We start from the raw sequence: 16655 nt of genomic DNA, 5'->3' as shown, positions 1-16655 counted from the left end.
TTCAGCTATGCTTGCCGGGCGAAGGGAAACGTGAAGTGGTTCAACACTCGATGGATATCAAGTTCGCCCACCGCTTGTCTTATAAACAAGCCAGATTGACTGTGCTGGTCGGTTTCGTCTTGGGAACCTTGCTCAGCCTGATCCAAATCGGCATTGATTATGCCAGCGAAGACGCATCCATCAACCGCGAAATTCGCTCGCTGATCGAAATCAGCCATAACCCCGCCTCACGCATCGCCTATAACATCGACGCCGAACTGGCTCAGGAACTGACCCTGGGCCTGCTGCACTCCCCCGCCATCATTCATGCCCAGTTGATCGACAACAACGGTGTGGTGTTGGCCGATGTCGACCGCCCACGCAAAGAAAGCTCCTACCGCCCGGTCAGCGACTTCCTGTTCGGTGCCAACCGCCAGTTTGAAGACCGATTGTTCCTCAGCCATATGCCCAACGAGTCCCTCGGCGTGCTACGCCTGGACGTGGACACCTATGCCTTTGGTAGCCGCTTCCTGCGCCGCGCGGAGGTCACCCTCCTCAACGGCTTCGTCCGCAGCCTGTTACTGACCGGCATCTTGCTGGGTTTGTTCTACGTGATGTTGACCCAGCCCCTGGTACGTATCATCCGCGAATTGAGCAACCGCAAACAGGCACGCCTGGATTGCCCACCGGGCCATGAGCACGACGAAATCGGCGTGCTGGTGAACGTTGCCAATCAGCAGTTTGAAAACATGGAGACGGAGATCCAGCAACGTCGTCACGCTGAAGATCGGCTCACCGAATACCTCGGGCAACTGGAAGACATCGTCTCTGCCCGTACCCTGGAGCTCAAAGCCAGCAACCAGCGGCTGAGCCAGTCCAACGATGAACTGGAAGCGGCGAAGATGCATGCATTGGGCATGGCCCAGGCACGGGCGGCGTTCCTGGCCAACATGAGCCACGAAATCCGCACACCGCTCAACGGCCTGCTGGGGATGATCGCGCTGTCACTCGACAGCCCACTCAACGCCGAACAGCGCCAGCAACTGTCTATAGCCCATGACTCGGGCAAGGTGCTGGTGGAGTTGCTCAACGATATCCTCGACCTGTCCAAGTTCGACGCTGGCCAGTTGGAGTTGGAGCGCATCCCGTTCGACCTGGGTTCGCTGGTGGAAGACACCGCCAACCTGTTGTCGCAGAACGCCGCGCCGAGCGTCGAGCTGACGTGCCTGATCGACCCGCAGTTTCCCGCCCAGGTCCTGGGCGACCCGACCCGTGTACGGCAGATCGTCAGCAACCTGCTGTCCAACGCCTTGAAGTTCACGCGCTTCGGCCGCGTGGATGTTCGCCTCAGCGCGCATGAAGGCCAGGTACGTATCGAGGTCTGCGATACCGGCATCGGTATTGCGCAGGAAGCCCAGGTGAAGATCTTCCAACCCTTCACCCAGGCCGGCGCCGGTATCACTCGCCAGTTCGGCGGCACGGGCCTGGGTCTGGCGCTGACACATAACCTGTGTGAAGCCATGAAAGGCCGGCTGAGCATCAGCTCCGAAGTGGGGTTCGGTAGCCAGTTCTGCGCCGACCTGCCGCTGCCCACCCATCTTCCCGCAATACAACCCGCACCGCTCAAGGGTGAAGTGATCGCCATCACCAGCACCGGCAGCGGCCTGACGGAACTGCTCACCACCCTGCTGCCCCACTGGGGGCTGACACCCCGATGCTACCCGCGTGATGAAGATTTAAGCGGGCAAACCCCCGACCTGCTGATCACCGACTGCCCGGAATGCCTGTTTCGCCTACGCCCCACCATCACGGCACCGATCCTGGTGGTGACCGCCTATGGCAATTTCATGCCCAGTGAAGAAGTCGCCGCACTCGCACCGCTGCAACAACAGGCGCGCCCGCTGAGCCGCAATGCGCTGTATCAGATACTGCAACGTAACTTGCGCAGCGACGCGCAACTGATCCTCGACCCGATCCAGATGGAAACCGCGCCCCTGGTGCACAGGGCACGCATCCTGCTAGTGGAGGACAACCCGGTCAACCAGCTGGTGGCCAAGGGTATGCTCAGCAAACTGGGGTGTGAGGTGATCGTGGCCGCCCACGGTGGCGAGGCACTCAAGTTTCTTGAGGAACAACACTTCGACCTGGTGTTGATGGACTGCAATATGCCGGTGATGGACGGCTACGAAGCCAGCCGGCAGATTCGTCGCAGCGGGCGCTGGCCGGACCTGCCGATTGTCGCGTTGACCGCCAACGCGCTGTCCGAAGAGCGCGAACGTTGCCGGGCCGCGGGCATGAACGACTACCTGGCCAAGCCGTTCCGTCGCGAAGAACTCAGTGGCCTGCTGGAGCTGTGGGTGCCGAAGACGACAAGTCTCTGATCTGCCGAAGCAACTGATCCAGGCCATCGCGCAGGGCGTCGGCCTGGTTCAGGTCGATGCCGCTGTCACACAGCAGCCGGGTCTTGAGCCCATGAGCCTGGTCGCGCAACTGCACACCGGTTTCGCTCAAGCTCAGGTGCACCTCCCGCTCATCCTTGGCGCTGCGCTGGCGCTTGACCAAACCGAGTTGCTCAAGGCGCTTGAGCAGCGGCGTCAGCGTGCCCGAATCCAGCATCAAGCGCTCACCCAACGCCTTGACCGTGGGTTGCGCCGGCGTGGCGGCGTGCCACTCCCACAACACCAGCATCACCAGGTATTGCGGATAAGTCAGGCCCAATTGATCGAGCATCGGCTTGTATGCGCGAGTCACCGCCCTGGACGCGGCGTAGAGCTTGAAACACAGTTGGTTGTCGAGAGCCAGGGAGACGGTCATTTGAGCAGGGCTTCGATCTCTTGGGTCAGGTCCTGCGGCTTAGTGGTCGGCGCAAAGCGTTTGACCACCTGGCCGTCACGGCCGATGAGGAACTTGGTGAAGTTCCACTTGATGCCCTTGGAGCCCAGCAGGCCCGGCGCCTGTTCTTTCAGTTGCACGAACAACGGGTGGGCGTCGCTGCCATTCACGTCGATCTTCTTGAACAGCGGGAAGCTGACGCCGAAATTCAGCTCGCAGAACTCGGAAATTGCGCCTTCGTTACCGGGCTCTTGCTTGCCGAACTGGTTGCAGGGGAAGCCCAACACCACTAATCCCTGGTCCTTGTACTGCTGCCAGAGCTGTTCCAGCCCCTTGTATTGCGGGGTGAAGCCGCACTTGCTCGCGGTATTGACCACGAGGATGGCCTTGCCGGCGAAATCGGCCAAGGTCTTTTGCTCACCCTTGATGGTGGTGCAAGGGATGCTCAGCAGGTTGTTGCTCATGGCAATGCCTCGATCGGGAGAAAAGAACAACAAACATAGTAAGCAATTCAATTGCGTGCAATTTAATTGACGACATTGATGCCGTGATATCAACCCAAACCTGTAGGAGCAAGCGGGCTCGCTCCTACAGGGCGCCGCGCGGTTCAATTCAGCGCGGGACGAGGTTCAGGCACACCGAGTTGATGCAGTAACGCAGGCCGGTCGGCGGCGGACCGTCCGGAAACACGTGCCCCAGGTGGGCATCGCATTTGGCGCAAGTGACTTCGGTGCGGATCATGCCGTGGCTGACGTCACGGATCTCGACCATGGCGCTGTCGGCGATCGGCGCATAAAAGCTCGGCCAGCCGCAGCCGGAGTCGAACTTGGTCTTGGCGTCGAACAACGGCTCGTTGCAGCAAATGCAGTGGTACACACCGTCGGTCTTGGTGCCATTGTACTTGCCGCTGAAGGGTCGCTCGGTGCCCTTGAGACGGCACACGTTGTATTGCTCCGGATCGAGCATCGCCTTCCATTCTTCAACGGTTTTCTGCAACTTTTCCATCGGTACACCTCGGCAACTGAAAAAGCCTGATCTGTGTCTTTTCCATGGATCAGGCGGCACGTATGATTGCGCCTCTTCAAAACGCCAGTCTGGCACCCGCGCTACCGGCATTCAAACGTATTTATGGGTGCGGGCCCCGCAGGATTCGCAGTACGGTAGTGTCCCACCGTCTGGATCGTTCATTTTCAGGATCACATCGCCATGCAGGTCAGCAAATCGAACAAGCTCGCCAACGTCTGCTACGACATTCGCGGCCCAGTGCTCAAGCACGCCAAACGCCTGGAGGAGGAAGGCCATCGCATCCTCAAGCTGAACATCGGCAACCCGGCGCCTTTTGGTTTCGAAGCGCCGGACGAAATCCTCCAGGACGTGATCCGCAACCTGCCCACCGCCCAGGGCTACAGCGACTCCAAGGGCCTGTTCAGCGCACGCAAGGCGGTGATGCAGTACTACCAACAAAAGCAGGTCGAAGGTGTCGGCATCGAAGACATCTACCTGGGCAACGGCGTGTCCGAACTGATCGTGATGTCCATGCAGGCCTTGCTCAACAACGGCGACGAAGTGCTGGTGCCGGCGCCCGACTACCCACTGTGGACCGCCGCTGTGACCCTGGCCGGCGGCCATCCGGTGCACTACCTGTGTGACGAAGGCGCAGACTGGTTCCCGGACCTGGCCGACATCAAGGCCAAGATCACCCCGAACACCAAGGCTCTGGTGATCATCAACCCGAACAACCCGACCGGTGCGGTGTACTCCAGGGAAGTCTTGCTGGGCATGCTCGAACTGGCACGCCAGCACAACCTGGTGGTGTTCTCCGACGAGATCTACGACAAGATCCTCTACGATGACGCTGTACACGTGTGCACCGCCTCCCTGGCGCCGGACCTGCTGTGCCTGACCTTCAACGGCCTGTCCAAGTCCTACCGCGTGGCGGGCTTCCGTTCCGGCTGGATCGCGATCTCCGGCCCCAAGCACAACGCCCAGAGCTACATCGAAGGTATCGACATACTGGCCAACATGCGCCTGTGCGCCAACGTACCGAGCCAGCACGCCATCCAGACCGCCCTGGGCGGCTACCAGAGCATCAATGATCTGGTTCTGCCCCAAGGCCGGCTGCTGGAACAGCGCAACCGCACCTGGGAACTGCTCAACGCAATCCCGGGCGTGAGCTGTGTGAAACCCATGGGTGCGCTGTACGCCTTCCCGCGGATCGACCCAAAGGTGTGCCCGATCCTCAACGATGAGAAATTCGTGCTCGACCTGCTGCTGTCGGAAAAGCTGCTGGTGGTGCAAGGCACCGCATTCAACTGGCCGTGGCCGGATCACTTCCGCGTGGTGACGCTGCCGCGTGTGGACGATCTGGAAATGGCCATTGGTCGCATCGGCAACTTCCTCAAGTCCTATCGCCAGTAATGGAAACGGCGCTGTACGACCGACAATCGGTCGTACAGCGAGTATCTGGCAACACTTCTCTGCCTTTCCCACAGACAGGCAGTTCGCGGCCAGCGCAAAAGCCACCTACCCCCCGTAATTACAGGGCTGCGAGGCTACGGAAAACCGATTCAGCCGTCTTTTCCCTATCGGAAATGCCCTTCAAGGCTCTACATTCAAGCTGTAGGACACAGTTTGAAATAGTCGCTCGGTTGAATCACCCCATGCCGCACCTTATATACCCCGCAGTACGCGACATATTAAGCATGAGGAGAATTCTACAACCATGATGCGCATCCTGCTGTTCTTGGCCACTAACCTTGCGGTCGTGCTGATTGCCAGCATCACCTTGAGCCTTTTCGGCTTCAATGGGTTCATGGCGGCCAACGGGGTTGACCTGAACCTCAATCAGCTGCTGATTTTCTGTGCGGTCTTTGGTTTTGCCGGCTCGCTGTTCTCGCTGTTCATCTCCAAGTGGATGGCGAAGATGAGCACCAGCACCCAGGTGATCACCCAACCCCGTACCCGGCACGAGCAATGGTTGCTGCAGACCGTTGAGGAGTTATCCCGCGAAGCCGGTATCAAAATGCCTGAAGTCGGGATCTTCCCGGCTTATGAAGCCAACGCCTTTGCGACCGGCTGGAACAAGAACGACGCACTCGTTGCGGTTAGCCAGGGCATGCTGGAACGCTTCTCGTACGATGAAGTGAAGGCCGTGTTGGCCCACGAGATCGGCCACGTGGCCAACGGTGACATGGTCACCCTGGCGCTGGTACAAGGCGTGGTGAACACCTTCGTGATGTTCTTTGCACGGATCATCGGCAACTTTGTCGACAAGGTGATCTTCAAGAACGAAGGCGGCCGCGGCATTGCCTACTTCGTGGCGACCATCTTCGCCGAGTTGGTGCTGGGCTTCCTGGCCAGCGCAATCACTATGTGGTTCTCACGCAAGAGAGAGTTCCGTGCAGATGAAGCCGGTGCCCGCCTGGCCGGTACCGGGGCGATGATCGCAGCGCTGCAACACCTGCGCTCCGAGCAGGGCCTGCCGGTGCACATGCCGGACAGCCTGACCGCCTTCGGCATCAACGGTGGCATCAAGCAGGGCATGGCTCGCCTGTTCATGAGCCACCCGCCGCTGGAAGAGCGTATCGACGCACTGCGTCGCATGGGCTGATAACCCGCATTGCAAAAAAGGGGCGATTGGATCGCCCCTTTTTTTATGGACAAGGTTTACGCCCTGGCCAGCCAATAAACCCGCTCATCAAGCCGCGTGACACCCTCCTGAACAAACTTCCAGCTCTCCCCCAGGACGTCTTGCTCTTGCAGCGTCTTCACGGTCCAGTCCGAGTCGAACAGCACCTTGACCTCATCATCCGTCACAGCAAACGGTGGCCCGGCTTTTTGCGACTGGTCGTAATCAAGGGTGATCAGCAGTCCCTGGCAACCCGAAGGCAGCAGGCGACTCAAATGTTCGGCGTACTGCGCACGCATCAGCGGTGGCAAGGCGATCAGGGCGGCGCGGTCATATAATGCGGTGCAACCGGCCAAGGCTTCGGCGTCCAGAGCGAAGAAGTCGCCGCACCACACTTCGATCAGATCAGTCTGGTACACCGTAAAGGCATCCCGCCGAGTGATACGTGGCACAAGGTTCTGTTCGCTGAAAAACGCCTCCACGGCCTGCTCCGACAGCTCCACCCCCATCACCCGCAGCCCATGACTGGCCAACCACATCAGGTCCAGGCTCTTGCCGCACAAGGGCACCAGCACCCTGGCGCCCTCGACGAGCGCCAGCTGCGACCAATGTCGTTGCAGGTAAGGGTTGACCTCGGGCAGATGAAAGCCGATCTGATTGCGCGCCCAGCGCTCCTGCCAAAACTCAGGCTCCATAGATCCTCCATAAAATTCGATCAAATAGTGCTAAAACTTATATTAGATTTAGATCAATGATCTGACTGAAGATGGGCCCATGTTAACGCTCAGGACCCCACTTATGCTCCCCAGCCTGTTTATCTCCCACGGTTCGCCCATGCTTGCCCTGCAACCCGGTGCCAGTGGCCCGGCCCTGCAGCGTCTTGCTGCCGAGTTGCCACGCCCGAAGGCCATCGTGGTGGTGTCGGCGCACTGGGAAAGCGACGAACTCTTGGTCAGCGGCAGCGCCACGCCTGAAACCTGGCACGACTTCGGCGGATTCCCTCGCGAATTGTTTGCCGTGCAGTACCCGGCGCCGGGCGACCCGCAACTGGCCGGTAGGATTGTCGAGTTGCTGAAGGCCGACGGTCTGAATGCCCGCACCGATGACCGTCGTCCATTCGACCACGGCACCTGGGTGCCGCTGTCGCTGATGTACCCAACAGCCGATATCCCGGTGGTGCAGGTGTCCCTGCCCAGCCGCATGGGCCCCGTTCTGCAGACCCGTGTCGGGCATGCCCTTGCCAGCCTGCGCGAGCACGGCGTACTGCTGATCGGCTCGGGCAGCATCACCCACAACCTGGGCGAGTTGGACTGGCATGCCGGACCTGAAAGCATCGAGCCATGGGCGCGAGACTTCCGGGACTGGGTGGTCGATAAGCTGGCAGCCGACGATGAAGCCGCCCTGCACGACTATCGGCGCCAGGCGCCGAATGCCGTACGCAGCCATCCCAGTGACGAGCACCTGCTGCCGCTGTACTTCGCACGTGGCGCTGGGGGTGATTTCAGCATCGCGCACCAAGGCTTCACTATGGGCGCGTTGGGCATGGACATCTACCGCTTCGGCTAACACCCCTTGCCGTCGCCTACAGGCGAATTTCAGCCAAAAAAAATCCCCGAACCAGTCGGGGATTTTTTATGTGCGATCAATCAGCCCAGGGGCGGATCAATCTTCGCGGTAGCGACGCAGCTTCAGCTGCTTACCGGCAACGCGAGTGTCTTTCAGCTTGGCCAGCAGTTTTTCCAGACCGTCTTCCGGCAGCTCCACCAGGGAGAAGCTGTCACGAACCTGGATGCGACCGATGGCTTCACGTGCCAGGCCACCCTCATTGAGGATAGCGCCCAGCAGGTTCTTGGCAGCGATACCATCACGCGCGCCCAGCGCGGTACGGCAACGAGCACGGCCTTCAGCCAATGGCACTGGAGCACGACGCTCGCGATCACCACGGTCTGGACGGTCGCCGGAACGCTCTGGACGATCACCGCGCGGCGCGCTGTTCGGCACCAGTGGACGTTCTTTCTCGATAGCTGCCAGGGTCAAGGCTTGACCATTGGTCGCCTTGCGCAGCAGGGCTGCAGCCAGGGCACGCGGGGTGCAACCGATATCGGCGGTCAGGCGGTCCAGCAGGTCGCCGTGGGTCGATTCAGCGTCAGCCACCAGTGGCGACAGGCTGTTGGTCAGTTTCTTGATGCGAGCATCCAGAACGGCTTGGGCATCCGGCAGGCGGACTTCGGCAACTTTCTGACCGGTTACACGCTCGATCACTTGCAGCATGCGGCGCTCGCGCGGAGTCACCAGCAGCAGTGCACGACCTTCGCGACCGGCACGGCCGGTACGGCCGATACGGTGAACGTAGGACTCTGGGTCGTACGGCATGTCAACGTTGAACACGTGGGTGATACGTGGAACGTCGAGGCCACGGGCGGCAACGTCGGTCGCCACAACGATGTCCAGACGGCCATCCTTGAGAGAGTCGATCACGCGCTCACGTTGGTTCTGGGCGATGTCACCGTTCAGCGCAGCGGCTTTATAGCCTTTGGCTTCCAGGGCACTGGCCAGGTCCAGGGTCGCTTGCTTGGTGCGCACGAACATGATCAGGGCGTCGAAGTCTTCGACTTCCAGCAGGCTCAATACAGCCGAGGTCTTCTGGTCAGCGTGAACCAACAGGTGAGCCTGTTCGATCGCGGTAACGGTCTGAGTCTTGGTCTGGATCTTCACGTGCTCTGGATCGCGCAGGTGACGCTCGGCAATGGCACGGATCGACTGCGGCAGGGTGGCGGAGAACAGAACGGTCTGACGGGTCGGTGGCAGCGCCTTGAAGATGACTTCCAGGTCATCCATGAAGCCCAGCTTCAACATTTCGTCAGCTTCGTCCAGAACCAGGTGGTTCACGGTCGACAGGACTTTCTCGTCACGACGCAGGTGGTCGCACAGACGGCCCGGCGTGGCGACAACGATCTGTGCGCCATTACGGATTGCTTTCAGTTGTGGGCCCATAGGCGCGCCGCCGTAAACGGCCACAACGGTTACGCCCGGCATTTGCTTGGCGTAGGTTTCAAAAGCGGTTGCTACTTGCAGCGCCAACTCACGGGTTGGCGCCAGGATCAGGGCTTGCGGTTCGCGCTTGGCAGGATCGATGCAATGCAGGATAGGCAAAGCGAACGCGGCGGTTTTGCCGGTACCGGTTTGCGCCTGGCCGATCATGTCCTTGCCGGCCATGATGATCGGGATCGATTGCTGCTGAATCGCCGAAGGCTCTTCGTAGCCGGTCGCTGCGACGGCTGCAAGAATATTCGGGTTAAGATTAAAAGCGGCGAAGCCGCCGGTTTCCTGGGTCATGGGTCTGCCTCTAAGTGCATCCGCAAAGACCCATGCTCCAAAGCTGCGCATGCCGTGTTGAGACTCAAGAGTCGCCCTGGCTGCTTTGTCGGCGGGGATTTGCGAAAACGAATGAATGAAAAAGATTCGTCAAGGGAGAGTCCGCTGTGCGGACGTGCAGCCGAAGCTGACTTCGGGGAATTGCGCTACCTAAACGCGGCCCGGTTAAAGGCCGGCGCGCACTATACCGGAAATAGCTGAAAAAGGGAGCTTTTTTTATCGCAAAGCACCGACAAACCGCGCTGTGTCACAGCCTTTGCAGATAACACCGGCAAGGTCTATTTTTCAAAGGCCCGGCCCTGCTGGTCATAACACTTAAACGTTTCACCTTACCTGTCGGCCCCTTTGGTCCGAAATCCTTCCCTGCGCCCGAGGGCACACCCATGAATCAAGCCAGTAGCAGCCGCGTCAGCCGTGAACTCCAGGGTCATGTCTTGCTTTTAGGCCTGGACCGGGTGGCCAAACGCAACGCGTTCGATCTGGATCTGCTCAATGAGCTGAGCCTGGCGTATGGCGAATTTGATCGAAACACCGACGCGCGGGTCGCCGTGGTGTTCGCCCATGGCGATCACTTCACCGCCGGGCTCGATCTGGCCAATGTCAGCGGGGTGATGGCCGGTGGCTGGCAGCCGCCCTTGGGCGGTTGCGATCCCTGGGGCGTGTTTGCCGGCCCACGCGTGAGCAAACCGGTGATCGTCGCGGCCCAGGGTTACTGCCTGACTATCGGGATAGAGCTGATGCTGGCTGCAGATATCAACCTCTGCGCCAGCAATACGCGCTTTGCGCAGATGGAAGTTCAGCGTGGGATCTTTCCGTTTGGCGGCGCGACGTTGCGCTTTCATCAGATTGCCGGCTGGGGCAACGCCATGCGCTGGCTGTTGACCGGCGATGAGTTCGACGCCCATGACGCCCTGCGCCTGGGCCTGGTGCAGGAAGTGATGGCCAGCGAAGACCTGCTGCCCCGCGCCGTCGAACTGGCCAACCGTATCGCCCGCCAGGCACCTCTGGGCTTACAGGCCACGTTGATGTCGGCACGACTGGCGCGGGTGGAAGGCGAGACCGTGGCGGCTGCGGCTTTGCCGCCGATGGTGGATAAACTGCTCAACAGCGAGGATGCCAAGGAGGGCGTGCGGGCGATGATCGAGAAGCGCCCTGGGGTGTTCAAGGGTATTTGAACGGGCAGTACCGGCCTCTTCGCGGGCAAGCCCGCTCCCACAGGGGAATGCATTTCAACAGGGAAATGCGGTCAAAATGTGGGAGCGGGCTTGCCGGCGATGGCATAGTTACAGGCGACTAGGTTGCGGGACGAATCGCCTTGATCAACGGCTGCAACGAGTATCCCAACCGCGGCGCCAACGCTTCGGCACGCGCCGAAAGCGCACCCAGGTCCAATACCTGATCCAGCTCCGACGGCACCAGCAGAATCACATTGCCCTCCTTCACCGGCAGTTCCCAGTAATGCCGGTGGTACAAGCCACGCAACAACGCCGCCCCCAGGGGTTTGCCATCGTCGGTGGCCCACTGGTTGATCACCAGCCAACCACCGGGATTGAGTTTTTTCTGGCAGTTTTCCAGGAAGGTCCAGGCCAGGTGCCCGACACCGGGGCCGACGTCGGTATAGAGGTCAACAAAGATCAAGTCGGCCGCTTCGGCGCTGTCGAGCAATTGCAGGGCATCGCCAATGCGAATATACAGCCGCGGGTCGTCGTCCAGCCCCAAGTACTCGATGGCCAGGCGCGGCACATCGGGGCGCAGCTCGATGGCTTCCACGTCTTCCAGCGGCAGGAACTTGAGACAGGCCTGGGTCAGCGTGCCGGCGCCCAACCCAAGGAACAGCGCGCTTTCCGGTTGCTCATGGCACAACGCGCCGATCAGCATGGCGCGGGTGTAGTCGTACTCCAGCCAGCTTGGGTCGGCGGTAAATACGCAGCTCTGTTCGATGGCATCTCCGAATTCCAGAAACCGGTAATCCGCCACTTCGAGCACACGGATCATGCCGAAATCATCATGGACTTCGGCCAGCAGGCGCTCGACACGCTCCTCGGTCATCACTACTCCTAACGGTTTACCGCACGGCAAAGGCGCGATTGTCGGCCAACCGGCGGCAACAGGTCACGCACTAATTGCTGATAACATTGGCGCCCGATCTCTAATCAGCCAATCGAGTTCATGATGAGCCAACCCTGGAGCCCCGACAGCTGGCGCGCCCTGCCGATCCAGCAACAACCCCAGTACCCGGACGCTGCGCACTTGCTGCAAGTAGAGCAGAACCTGGCCAGCTACCCGCCACTGGTGTTTGCCGGGGAAGCCCGCGAGTTGCGTCGCCAGTTTGCCGAGGTGACCCAGGGCCGCGCATTCCTGCTGCAAGGCGGCGATTGCGCCGAGAGTTTTGCCGAGTTCTCCGCCGCGAAAATCCGCGACACCTTCAAGGTACTGCTGCAGATGGCCATCGTGATGACCTTCGCCGCCGGTTGCCCGGTGGTCAAGGTCGGGCGCATGGCTGGCCAGTTCGCCAAGCCGCGCTCGGCCAACGATGAAACCATCGACGGCATCACCCTGCCCGCTTACCGTGGCGACATCGTCAACGGTATCGGCTTCGACGAAACAAGCCGCGTGCCGGACCCGGACCGCCTGTTGCAGTCCTACCACCAGTCCACCGCCACCCTTAACCTGCTGCGCGCCTTCGCCCAGGGCGGTTTTGCCGACCTGCACCAAGTGCACAAGTGGAACCTGGACTTCATCGCCAACTCCGCGCTGGCCGAGAAATACAGCCAACTGGCCGACCGCATCGATGAGACGCTGGCCTTCATGCGCGCCTGCGGTATGGACAGCTCGCCGCAACTGCGCGAAACCAGTTTCTTCACCGCCCACGAAGCGTTGCTGCTCAACTATGAGCAAGCGTTCGTGCGCCGCGACAGCCTGACCAACGACTACTACGATTGCTCGGCGCACATGCTGTGGATCGGCGACCGCACCCGCCAACTGGATGGCGCCCACGTCGAGTTCCTGCGTGGAGTGAACAATCCGATCGGGGTCAAGGTCGGCCCGAGCATGAACCCGGATGACCTGATCCGCTTGATCGACATCCTCAACCCGGACAACGACCCCGGCCGCCTCAACCTGATCGCACGCATGGGTGCAGGCAAGGTCGGCGACCATCTGCCAGGCCTGATTCGCGCCGTGCAGCGCGAAGGCAAGCAGGTGCTGTGGAGTTCCGACCCGATGCACGGCAACACCATCAAGGCCAGCAGCGGCTACAAGACCCGCGACTTTGCGCAGATCCTGGGCGAGGTGAAGGAGTTCTTCCAGGTGCACCAGGCCGAGGGGACGTATGCCGGCGGGATTCACATCGAGATGACCGGGCAAAACGTCACCGAGTGCATCGGCGGCGCGCGGCCGATCACCGAGGATGGATTGTCGGACCGCTACCACACCCACTGCGACCCACGGATGAATGCCGATCAGTCGCTGGAATTGGCGTTTCTGATTGCCGAGACGCTTAAACAAGTCAAACGCTGAGATTTAAGTCGCCTGCACTGACGCCTTCACGAGCACGCCCGCTCCCACATTCGACGGCATTCCTACAGGATCTACGCGGTCACATGTGGGAGCGGGCTTGCTCGCGAAGAGGCCCTAAAGCCCACCCCTATCAAGCATTGCCGCCCTTAACCGGTCGGCACTCGGCCGCTGGCAATTGAGCTGCACCTGTTCCAGTCCCAGCCAACCGGCCATTTGCAACAGGTTCTGCGCGAGTGCCTGCATACCCTCATCATCGAGTCCCGGCTCTTCTTCGTGCACCGCATGCACCGCCAGGCGTCCATTGGCGCGTTCGGCGCGCAGGTCGATGCGTGCAGCGATCCGTTCGTTGTACAGAAACGGCAGCACGTAGTAGCCGTACACTCGCTTGTCTTGCGGGGTATAAATCTCCAGGCGGTATCGGAAGTCGAACAGACGCTCGGTGCGGCTGCGTTCCCAGACCAGCGAGTCGAACGGCGACAGCAGAGCACTGGCCGGCACGTTGCGTGGCACTTTCGGGTCAGGCAGGCAGTAAGCCGGTTGCTTCCAACCTTGTACTTGGCAAACCCGCAGTTGGCCGTCTTCCACCAGTTCGGCGAGGCGAGAGCGGCTGTCGGCAGGGTCGAGACGGAAGTAATCGCGCAGGTCCTTTTCGGTGCCCACGCCCAGCGCCGTAGCGCTGTGCAGCAGCAAACCGCGCTGGGCTTGCGCCTCAGTCACAGAGGTTTGAAGGATATCGCTGGGAATGACCCGCTCTGGCAGATCGTAGAGACGTTCAAAGCCGCGTCGGCCTGCAACAGTCACCAGGCCGGCAGCAAACAGCCATTCCAGCGCGTGTTTCTCATCGCTCCAGTCCCACCAAGGACCGGCACGTTCCGCACGGGTCGACAAACTACCAGCACCCAACGCGCCCTGCTGCTCGACGGTCTGCAAGACCCGCCGGATCGTGGCCTGCTGCTCACGCCCAAAACGCGCCATCTGCGAATAAATTCCCTGCCCCTGCTGCGCCCGCGCCATGCGCCAACGCATCAACGGGTAAAGCGCCAGCGGCAACAGCGAAGCCTCATGCCCCCAGTATTCGAACAACGAACGCCGCCGGCCCTGGCTCCAGGCCGCCTGCTCAAGGAGTAAAGGGGAGTAATTACCCAAACGGGAAAACAGCGGCAGGTAATGCGAGCGCACTACGGCATTCACTGAATCGATCTGCAATACACCCAGACGTTCGATCATCCGGTTGAGATGTGCAGCCTTAATCAGTGCAGGCGCCTGGCGCCCGGAAAAACCCTGGGCCGCCAGCGCCATGCGTCGAGCTTGCTTGAGTGAAAAAGACAGGTCGGCGGGCATGGGAATCTCCGTATGGGCGCGCCCCCCACCCTACTGCATCTGCGATCATTTTCGCAGCGGGTCTTGCCAGAAATGCAGCTGCCGCTCCTGCTCTACGTCGCCGCGATTGAGCCCGATATCCTTGAGTGCATCATCGCTCAAGGTTGCCAGCATCTGGCGTTCCGCATGCACCACCTGCCAACGGGCAATCTTGTGAAACAGCCCGGCAAACGGACGTTTCGCCATCAACACAAAACCTCTTTGACCTTTCATCTTCGCGCCCTCCAGTGGGGATGGCGCAAGTGTGTGCCTGGGCTTATGATCAATCCAACGAATGTTTTTTATGCAATACATCTCAGAGATTGATCAATTGTCCAGCTTTCCGAGCATCGACACAGAAGTGCTGCGCACCTTCGTCGCCATTGCCGACCAGGGAGGTTTCACCCGCGCAGGTGAATTGGTCAACCGCACCCAATCGGCGGTGAGCATGCAGATGAAGCGCCTGGAAGAAGACGTGTTGCAGCGCAAGCTGTTCGAGCGTGATGGTCGGCAGGTGCGACTGACGCCCGAGGGCCAGGTGTTGCTGGGCTATGCACGGCGCATCCTGAAACTGCACAGTGAGGTGTTCAACACCCTGCGTGAGCCGCACATGGTGGGGTTGGTGCGCATCGGCACGCCAGATGATTACGTGATGCGTTTCCTACCGGGAATTCTCAAGCAGTTTTCCAAGGCCTACCCGCTGATTCAGATCGAGATGCACTGCGAATCTTCATCAGTGCTGATGCAGCGGCGGGATTTGGCGTTGACCGTCGTCAGCCGCGAGCCAGGCAATGAAATCGGTGAGCTGTTGCGCACAGAACGCATGGTGTGGGTGGCAGCGCCCTGCTTTTGCACGGACGAGCATGATGCCCTGCCACTGGCGATGTCCGGTGTCGACTGTCTCTATACCCAGTGGGCGCGCTCAGCACTGGAGGCAGCCGGGCGGGATTATCGCCTCGCCTATCACAGCTCCAACGTGGCGGCGATCCAGGCAGTGGTCAACGCCGGCCTGGCGGTGATGGTCAGCATGGAAAGCCTGGTGACTGAAGACCTGCGGGTGCTGGGCAAGGACGAAGGCCTGCCCCCCCTGCCCTCGATGAACCTGCACTTGTTGCGCAACCCCCAGATGAATTCGCCCATCACCGACTGCCTGGCGGAATACATCATCGAAGGTTTCAGACCTTAAAGGTCAGCATCACCGCGCACACCACCAGAAAGCCGCAGAACAGGCCGCGCAGTACACGCTCCGGGAGGGCGTGAGCGACTTTCACGCCCCAACTGATACTGAGCAAACCGCCGATGGCCAAGGGGACGCCGATCATCCAGTCCACTTCCTGGTGCCAGGCGTAGGTGACCAGAGTTACACCGGTACTCGGCAGTGCCAGGGCCAGGGACAGGCCTTGGGCAACCACCTGGCTAGTGCCGAACACACTGGTCAGCACCGGCGTGGCAACCACTGCGCCACCCACACCGAATAAACCGCCCATGGAACCGGATGCCGCACCCAGCACCCCGAGCCACGGCCAGGAGTAACGCATCTGCGCCGTCGGCGGTGCGTTGCGGGTGAACATGCGCACCAGGTTGTAGGCCGAGAGCGTGAGCAGGAAGGCAATAAAGCCGATGCGCATCGCGCCCGCATCCAGGCCCACGGCCCAGATCGATCCGAGCCAGGCGAAACTGAAACCCATCACGCCCAACGGCAACGCATGGCGCAGTTCAATGCGGTTGCGCTGGTGGTAGCGCCACAGCGCTAGCATCACATTGGGCACGACCATCACCAGTGCCGTGCCCTGGGCCAGTTGCTGATCCAGGCCGAACAACACGCCTAGCACCGGGATCGCGATCAGCCCGCCGCCAATGCCGAACAGCCCACCCACTGTGCCGAGGGCCGCGCCCAATACCAGATACATCATAAAATCCAACACAGCTTGTCACTCCACAATCACAGGCCTTGCATCCTACG

The 16655-nt window shown here is 60.6% G+C and carries 16 protein-coding genes; 7 read left to right on the top strand and 9 right to left on the bottom strand.

Annotated features, from left to right (window positions below; genetic code table 11):
* Positions 1-50 precede the first annotated feature (50 nt).
* Positions 51-2360, top strand: coding sequence for a hybrid sensor histidine kinase/response regulator (locus tag AC4PS7_RS05240; protein WP_029529199.1), 2310 nt, complete (start codon positions 51-53; stop codon positions 2358-2360).
* Here AC4PS7_RS05240 and AC4PS7_RS05235 read toward each other — a convergent pair.
* The 3 genes from AC4PS7_RS05235 to msrB form a co-directional block, all read right to left on the bottom strand.
* Positions 2314-2793, bottom strand: a complete 480-nt coding sequence (locus tag AC4PS7_RS05235) for a MarR family winged helix-turn-helix transcriptional regulator (protein WP_010211832.1) — start codon at positions 2791-2793, stop codon at positions 2314-2316. The two genes, AC4PS7_RS05240 and AC4PS7_RS05235, sit on opposite strands and share 47 nt — an antisense overlap.
* Positions 2790-3275 carry a glutathione peroxidase gene (locus AC4PS7_RS05230; RefSeq protein ID WP_010211834.1) on the bottom strand — a complete coding sequence of 162 codons (486 nt, stop codon included), beginning with the start codon at positions 3273-3275 and terminating at the stop codon, positions 2790-2792. Before AC4PS7_RS05230 ends, AC4PS7_RS05235 begins: the two co-directional genes overlap by 4 nt.
* Before the next feature lie 148 nt (positions 3276-3423).
* Positions 3424-3816, bottom strand: coding sequence for a peptide-methionine (R)-S-oxide reductase MsrB (gene msrB, locus AC4PS7_RS05225; protein ID WP_044286865.1), 393 nt, complete (start codon positions 3814-3816; stop codon positions 3424-3426).
* Positions 3817-4017: 201 nt separating this feature from the next.
* Between msrB and AC4PS7_RS05220 the strand changes: the two genes are divergently transcribed.
* Both AC4PS7_RS05220 and htpX read left to right on the top strand, forming a co-directional pair.
* On the top strand, positions 4018-5229 hold the full coding sequence (locus tag AC4PS7_RS05220) for a pyridoxal phosphate-dependent aminotransferase (protein ID WP_010211837.1): 1212 nt from the start codon (positions 4018-4020) through the stop codon (positions 5227-5229).
* 304 nt (positions 5230-5533) lie between these two features.
* Positions 5534-6421 carry a protease HtpX gene (gene htpX / locus AC4PS7_RS05215; RefSeq protein ID WP_010211838.1) on the top strand — a complete coding sequence of 296 codons (888 nt, stop codon included), beginning with the start codon at positions 5534-5536 and terminating at the stop codon, positions 6419-6421.
* A gap of 56 nt (positions 6422-6477) precedes the next feature.
* Here the strand turns inward: htpX and AC4PS7_RS05210 are convergent, their stop codons facing one another.
* Entirely contained in the window at positions 6478-7134 is a 657-nt protein-coding gene (locus AC4PS7_RS05210; RefSeq protein WP_154974498.1) for a thiopurine S-methyltransferase, read from the bottom strand.
* A gap of 103 nt (positions 7135-7237) precedes the next feature.
* On the opposite strand from AC4PS7_RS05210, the gene AC4PS7_RS05205 reads away from it, so the two are divergent.
* A complete protein-coding gene (locus tag AC4PS7_RS05205) occupies positions 7238-8005 on the top strand; it encodes a DODA-type extradiol aromatic ring-opening family dioxygenase (RefSeq protein WP_042570787.1) in 768 nt (255 codons plus the stop codon).
* A 96-nt stretch (positions 8006-8101) separates the two neighbouring features.
* On the opposite strand, the gene AC4PS7_RS05200 is transcribed toward AC4PS7_RS05205, so the two are convergent.
* Positions 8102-9775 (bottom strand): DEAD/DEAH box helicase, encoded by a 1674-nt coding sequence (locus AC4PS7_RS05200; protein ID WP_010211841.1) that lies wholly within the window; start codon positions 9773-9775, stop codon positions 8102-8104.
* A gap of 422 nt (positions 9776-10197) precedes the next feature.
* Here AC4PS7_RS05200 and AC4PS7_RS05195 point away from each other — a divergent pair, with 422 nt between their 5' ends.
* The gene (locus tag AC4PS7_RS05195) at positions 10198-10989 is read left to right on the top strand and encodes a crotonase/enoyl-CoA hydratase family protein (protein ID WP_010211843.1); all 792 of its coding nucleotides are present in this window, start codon (positions 10198-10200) and stop codon (positions 10987-10989) included.
* 118 nt (positions 10990-11107) lie between these two features.
* On the opposite strand, the gene AC4PS7_RS05190 is transcribed toward AC4PS7_RS05195, so the two are convergent.
* Positions 11108-11863, bottom strand: coding sequence for a spermidine synthase (locus AC4PS7_RS05190; protein ID WP_010211844.1), 756 nt, complete (start codon positions 11861-11863; stop codon positions 11108-11110).
* A 123-nt stretch (positions 11864-11986) separates the two neighbouring features.
* Between AC4PS7_RS05190 and AC4PS7_RS05185 the strand changes: the two genes are divergently transcribed.
* A complete protein-coding gene (locus AC4PS7_RS05185; RefSeq protein ID WP_010211845.1) occupies positions 11987-13333 on the top strand; it encodes a class II 3-deoxy-7-phosphoheptulonate synthase in 1347 nt (448 codons plus the stop codon).
* 114 nt (positions 13334-13447) lie between these two features.
* Here the strand turns inward: AC4PS7_RS05185 and AC4PS7_RS05180 are convergent, their stop codons facing one another.
* Both AC4PS7_RS05180 and AC4PS7_RS05175 read right to left on the bottom strand, forming a co-directional pair.
* A complete protein-coding gene (locus tag AC4PS7_RS05180; protein WP_010211846.1) occupies positions 13448-14674 on the bottom strand; it encodes a winged helix-turn-helix domain-containing protein in 1227 nt (408 codons plus the stop codon).
* A gap of 45 nt (positions 14675-14719) precedes the next feature.
* Complete coding sequence (locus tag AC4PS7_RS05175; protein ID WP_010211847.1) at positions 14720-14926, bottom strand: DUF1127 domain-containing protein; 207 nt, start codon at positions 14924-14926, stop codon at positions 14720-14722.
* A gap of 70 nt (positions 14927-14996) precedes the next feature.
* Between AC4PS7_RS05175 and AC4PS7_RS05170 the strand changes: the two genes are divergently transcribed.
* Positions 14997-15878, top strand: a complete 882-nt coding sequence (locus AC4PS7_RS05170) for a LysR family transcriptional regulator (RefSeq protein WP_032882913.1) — start codon at positions 14997-14999, stop codon at positions 15876-15878.
* Here AC4PS7_RS05170 and AC4PS7_RS05165 read toward each other — a convergent pair.
* Complete coding sequence (locus AC4PS7_RS05165; RefSeq protein WP_042570786.1) at positions 15868-16617, bottom strand: sulfite exporter TauE/SafE family protein; 750 nt, start codon at positions 16615-16617, stop codon at positions 15868-15870. The genes AC4PS7_RS05170 and AC4PS7_RS05165 overlap by 11 nt on opposite strands.
* Between the last annotated feature and the right edge of the window lie 38 nt (positions 16618-16655).

It is taken from the genome of Pseudomonas sp. DW-iso3 (genome assembly GCF_058725305.1).
The sequence above is the reverse complement of the archived record's forward strand: the minus strand, read 5'-3'. Positions and strand labels throughout refer to the sequence as shown.

What these genes read in the sequence shown, in the direction of transcription:
- AC4PS7_RS05240 (WP_029529199.1), top strand. Translation starts at nt 51, where the DNA reads ATGGATATCAAGTTCGCCCACCGCTTGTCTTATAAACAAGCCAGATTG.
- AC4PS7_RS05235 (WP_010211832.1), bottom strand. Translation starts at nt 2,793, where the DNA reads ATGACCGTCTCCCTGGCTCTCGACAACCAACTGTGTTTCAAGCTCTAC.
- AC4PS7_RS05230 (WP_010211834.1), bottom strand. Translation starts at nt 3,275, where the DNA reads ATGAGCAACAACCTGCTGAGCATCCCTTGCACCACCATCAAGGGTGAG.
- msrB (WP_044286865.1), bottom strand. Translation starts at nt 3,816, where the DNA reads ATGGAAAAGTTGCAGAAAACCGTTGAAGAATGGAAGGCGATGCTCGAT.
- AC4PS7_RS05220 (WP_010211837.1), top strand. Translation starts at nt 4,018, where the DNA reads ATGCAGGTCAGCAAATCGAACAAGCTCGCCAACGTCTGCTACGACATT.
- htpX (WP_010211838.1), top strand. Translation starts at nt 5,534, where the DNA reads ATGATGCGCATCCTGCTGTTCTTGGCCACTAACCTTGCGGTCGTGCTG.
- AC4PS7_RS05210 (WP_154974498.1), bottom strand. Translation starts at nt 7,134, where the DNA reads ATGGAGCCTGAGTTTTGGCAGGAGCGCTGGGCGCGCAATCAGATCGGC.
- AC4PS7_RS05205 (WP_042570787.1), top strand. Translation starts at nt 7,238, where the DNA reads ATGCTCCCCAGCCTGTTTATCTCCCACGGTTCGCCCATGCTTGCCCTG.
- AC4PS7_RS05200 (WP_010211841.1), bottom strand. Translation starts at nt 9,775, where the DNA reads ATGACCCAGGAAACCGGCGGCTTCGCCGCTTTTAATCTTAACCCGAAT.
- AC4PS7_RS05195 (WP_010211843.1), top strand. Translation starts at nt 10,198, where the DNA reads ATGAATCAAGCCAGTAGCAGCCGCGTCAGCCGTGAACTCCAGGGTCAT.
- AC4PS7_RS05190 (WP_010211844.1), bottom strand. Translation starts at nt 11,863, where the DNA reads ATGACCGAGGAGCGTGTCGAGCGCCTGCTGGCCGAAGTCCATGATGAT.
- AC4PS7_RS05185 (WP_010211845.1), top strand. Translation starts at nt 11,987, where the DNA reads ATGAGCCAACCCTGGAGCCCCGACAGCTGGCGCGCCCTGCCGATCCAG.
- AC4PS7_RS05180 (WP_010211846.1), bottom strand. Translation starts at nt 14,674, where the DNA reads ATGCCCGCCGACCTGTCTTTTTCACTCAAGCAAGCTCGACGCATGGCG.
- AC4PS7_RS05175 (WP_010211847.1), bottom strand. Translation starts at nt 14,926, where the DNA reads ATGAAAGGTCAAAGAGGTTTTGTGTTGATGGCGAAACGTCCGTTTGCC.
- AC4PS7_RS05170 (WP_032882913.1), top strand. Translation starts at nt 14,997, where the DNA reads ATGCAATACATCTCAGAGATTGATCAATTGTCCAGCTTTCCGAGCATC.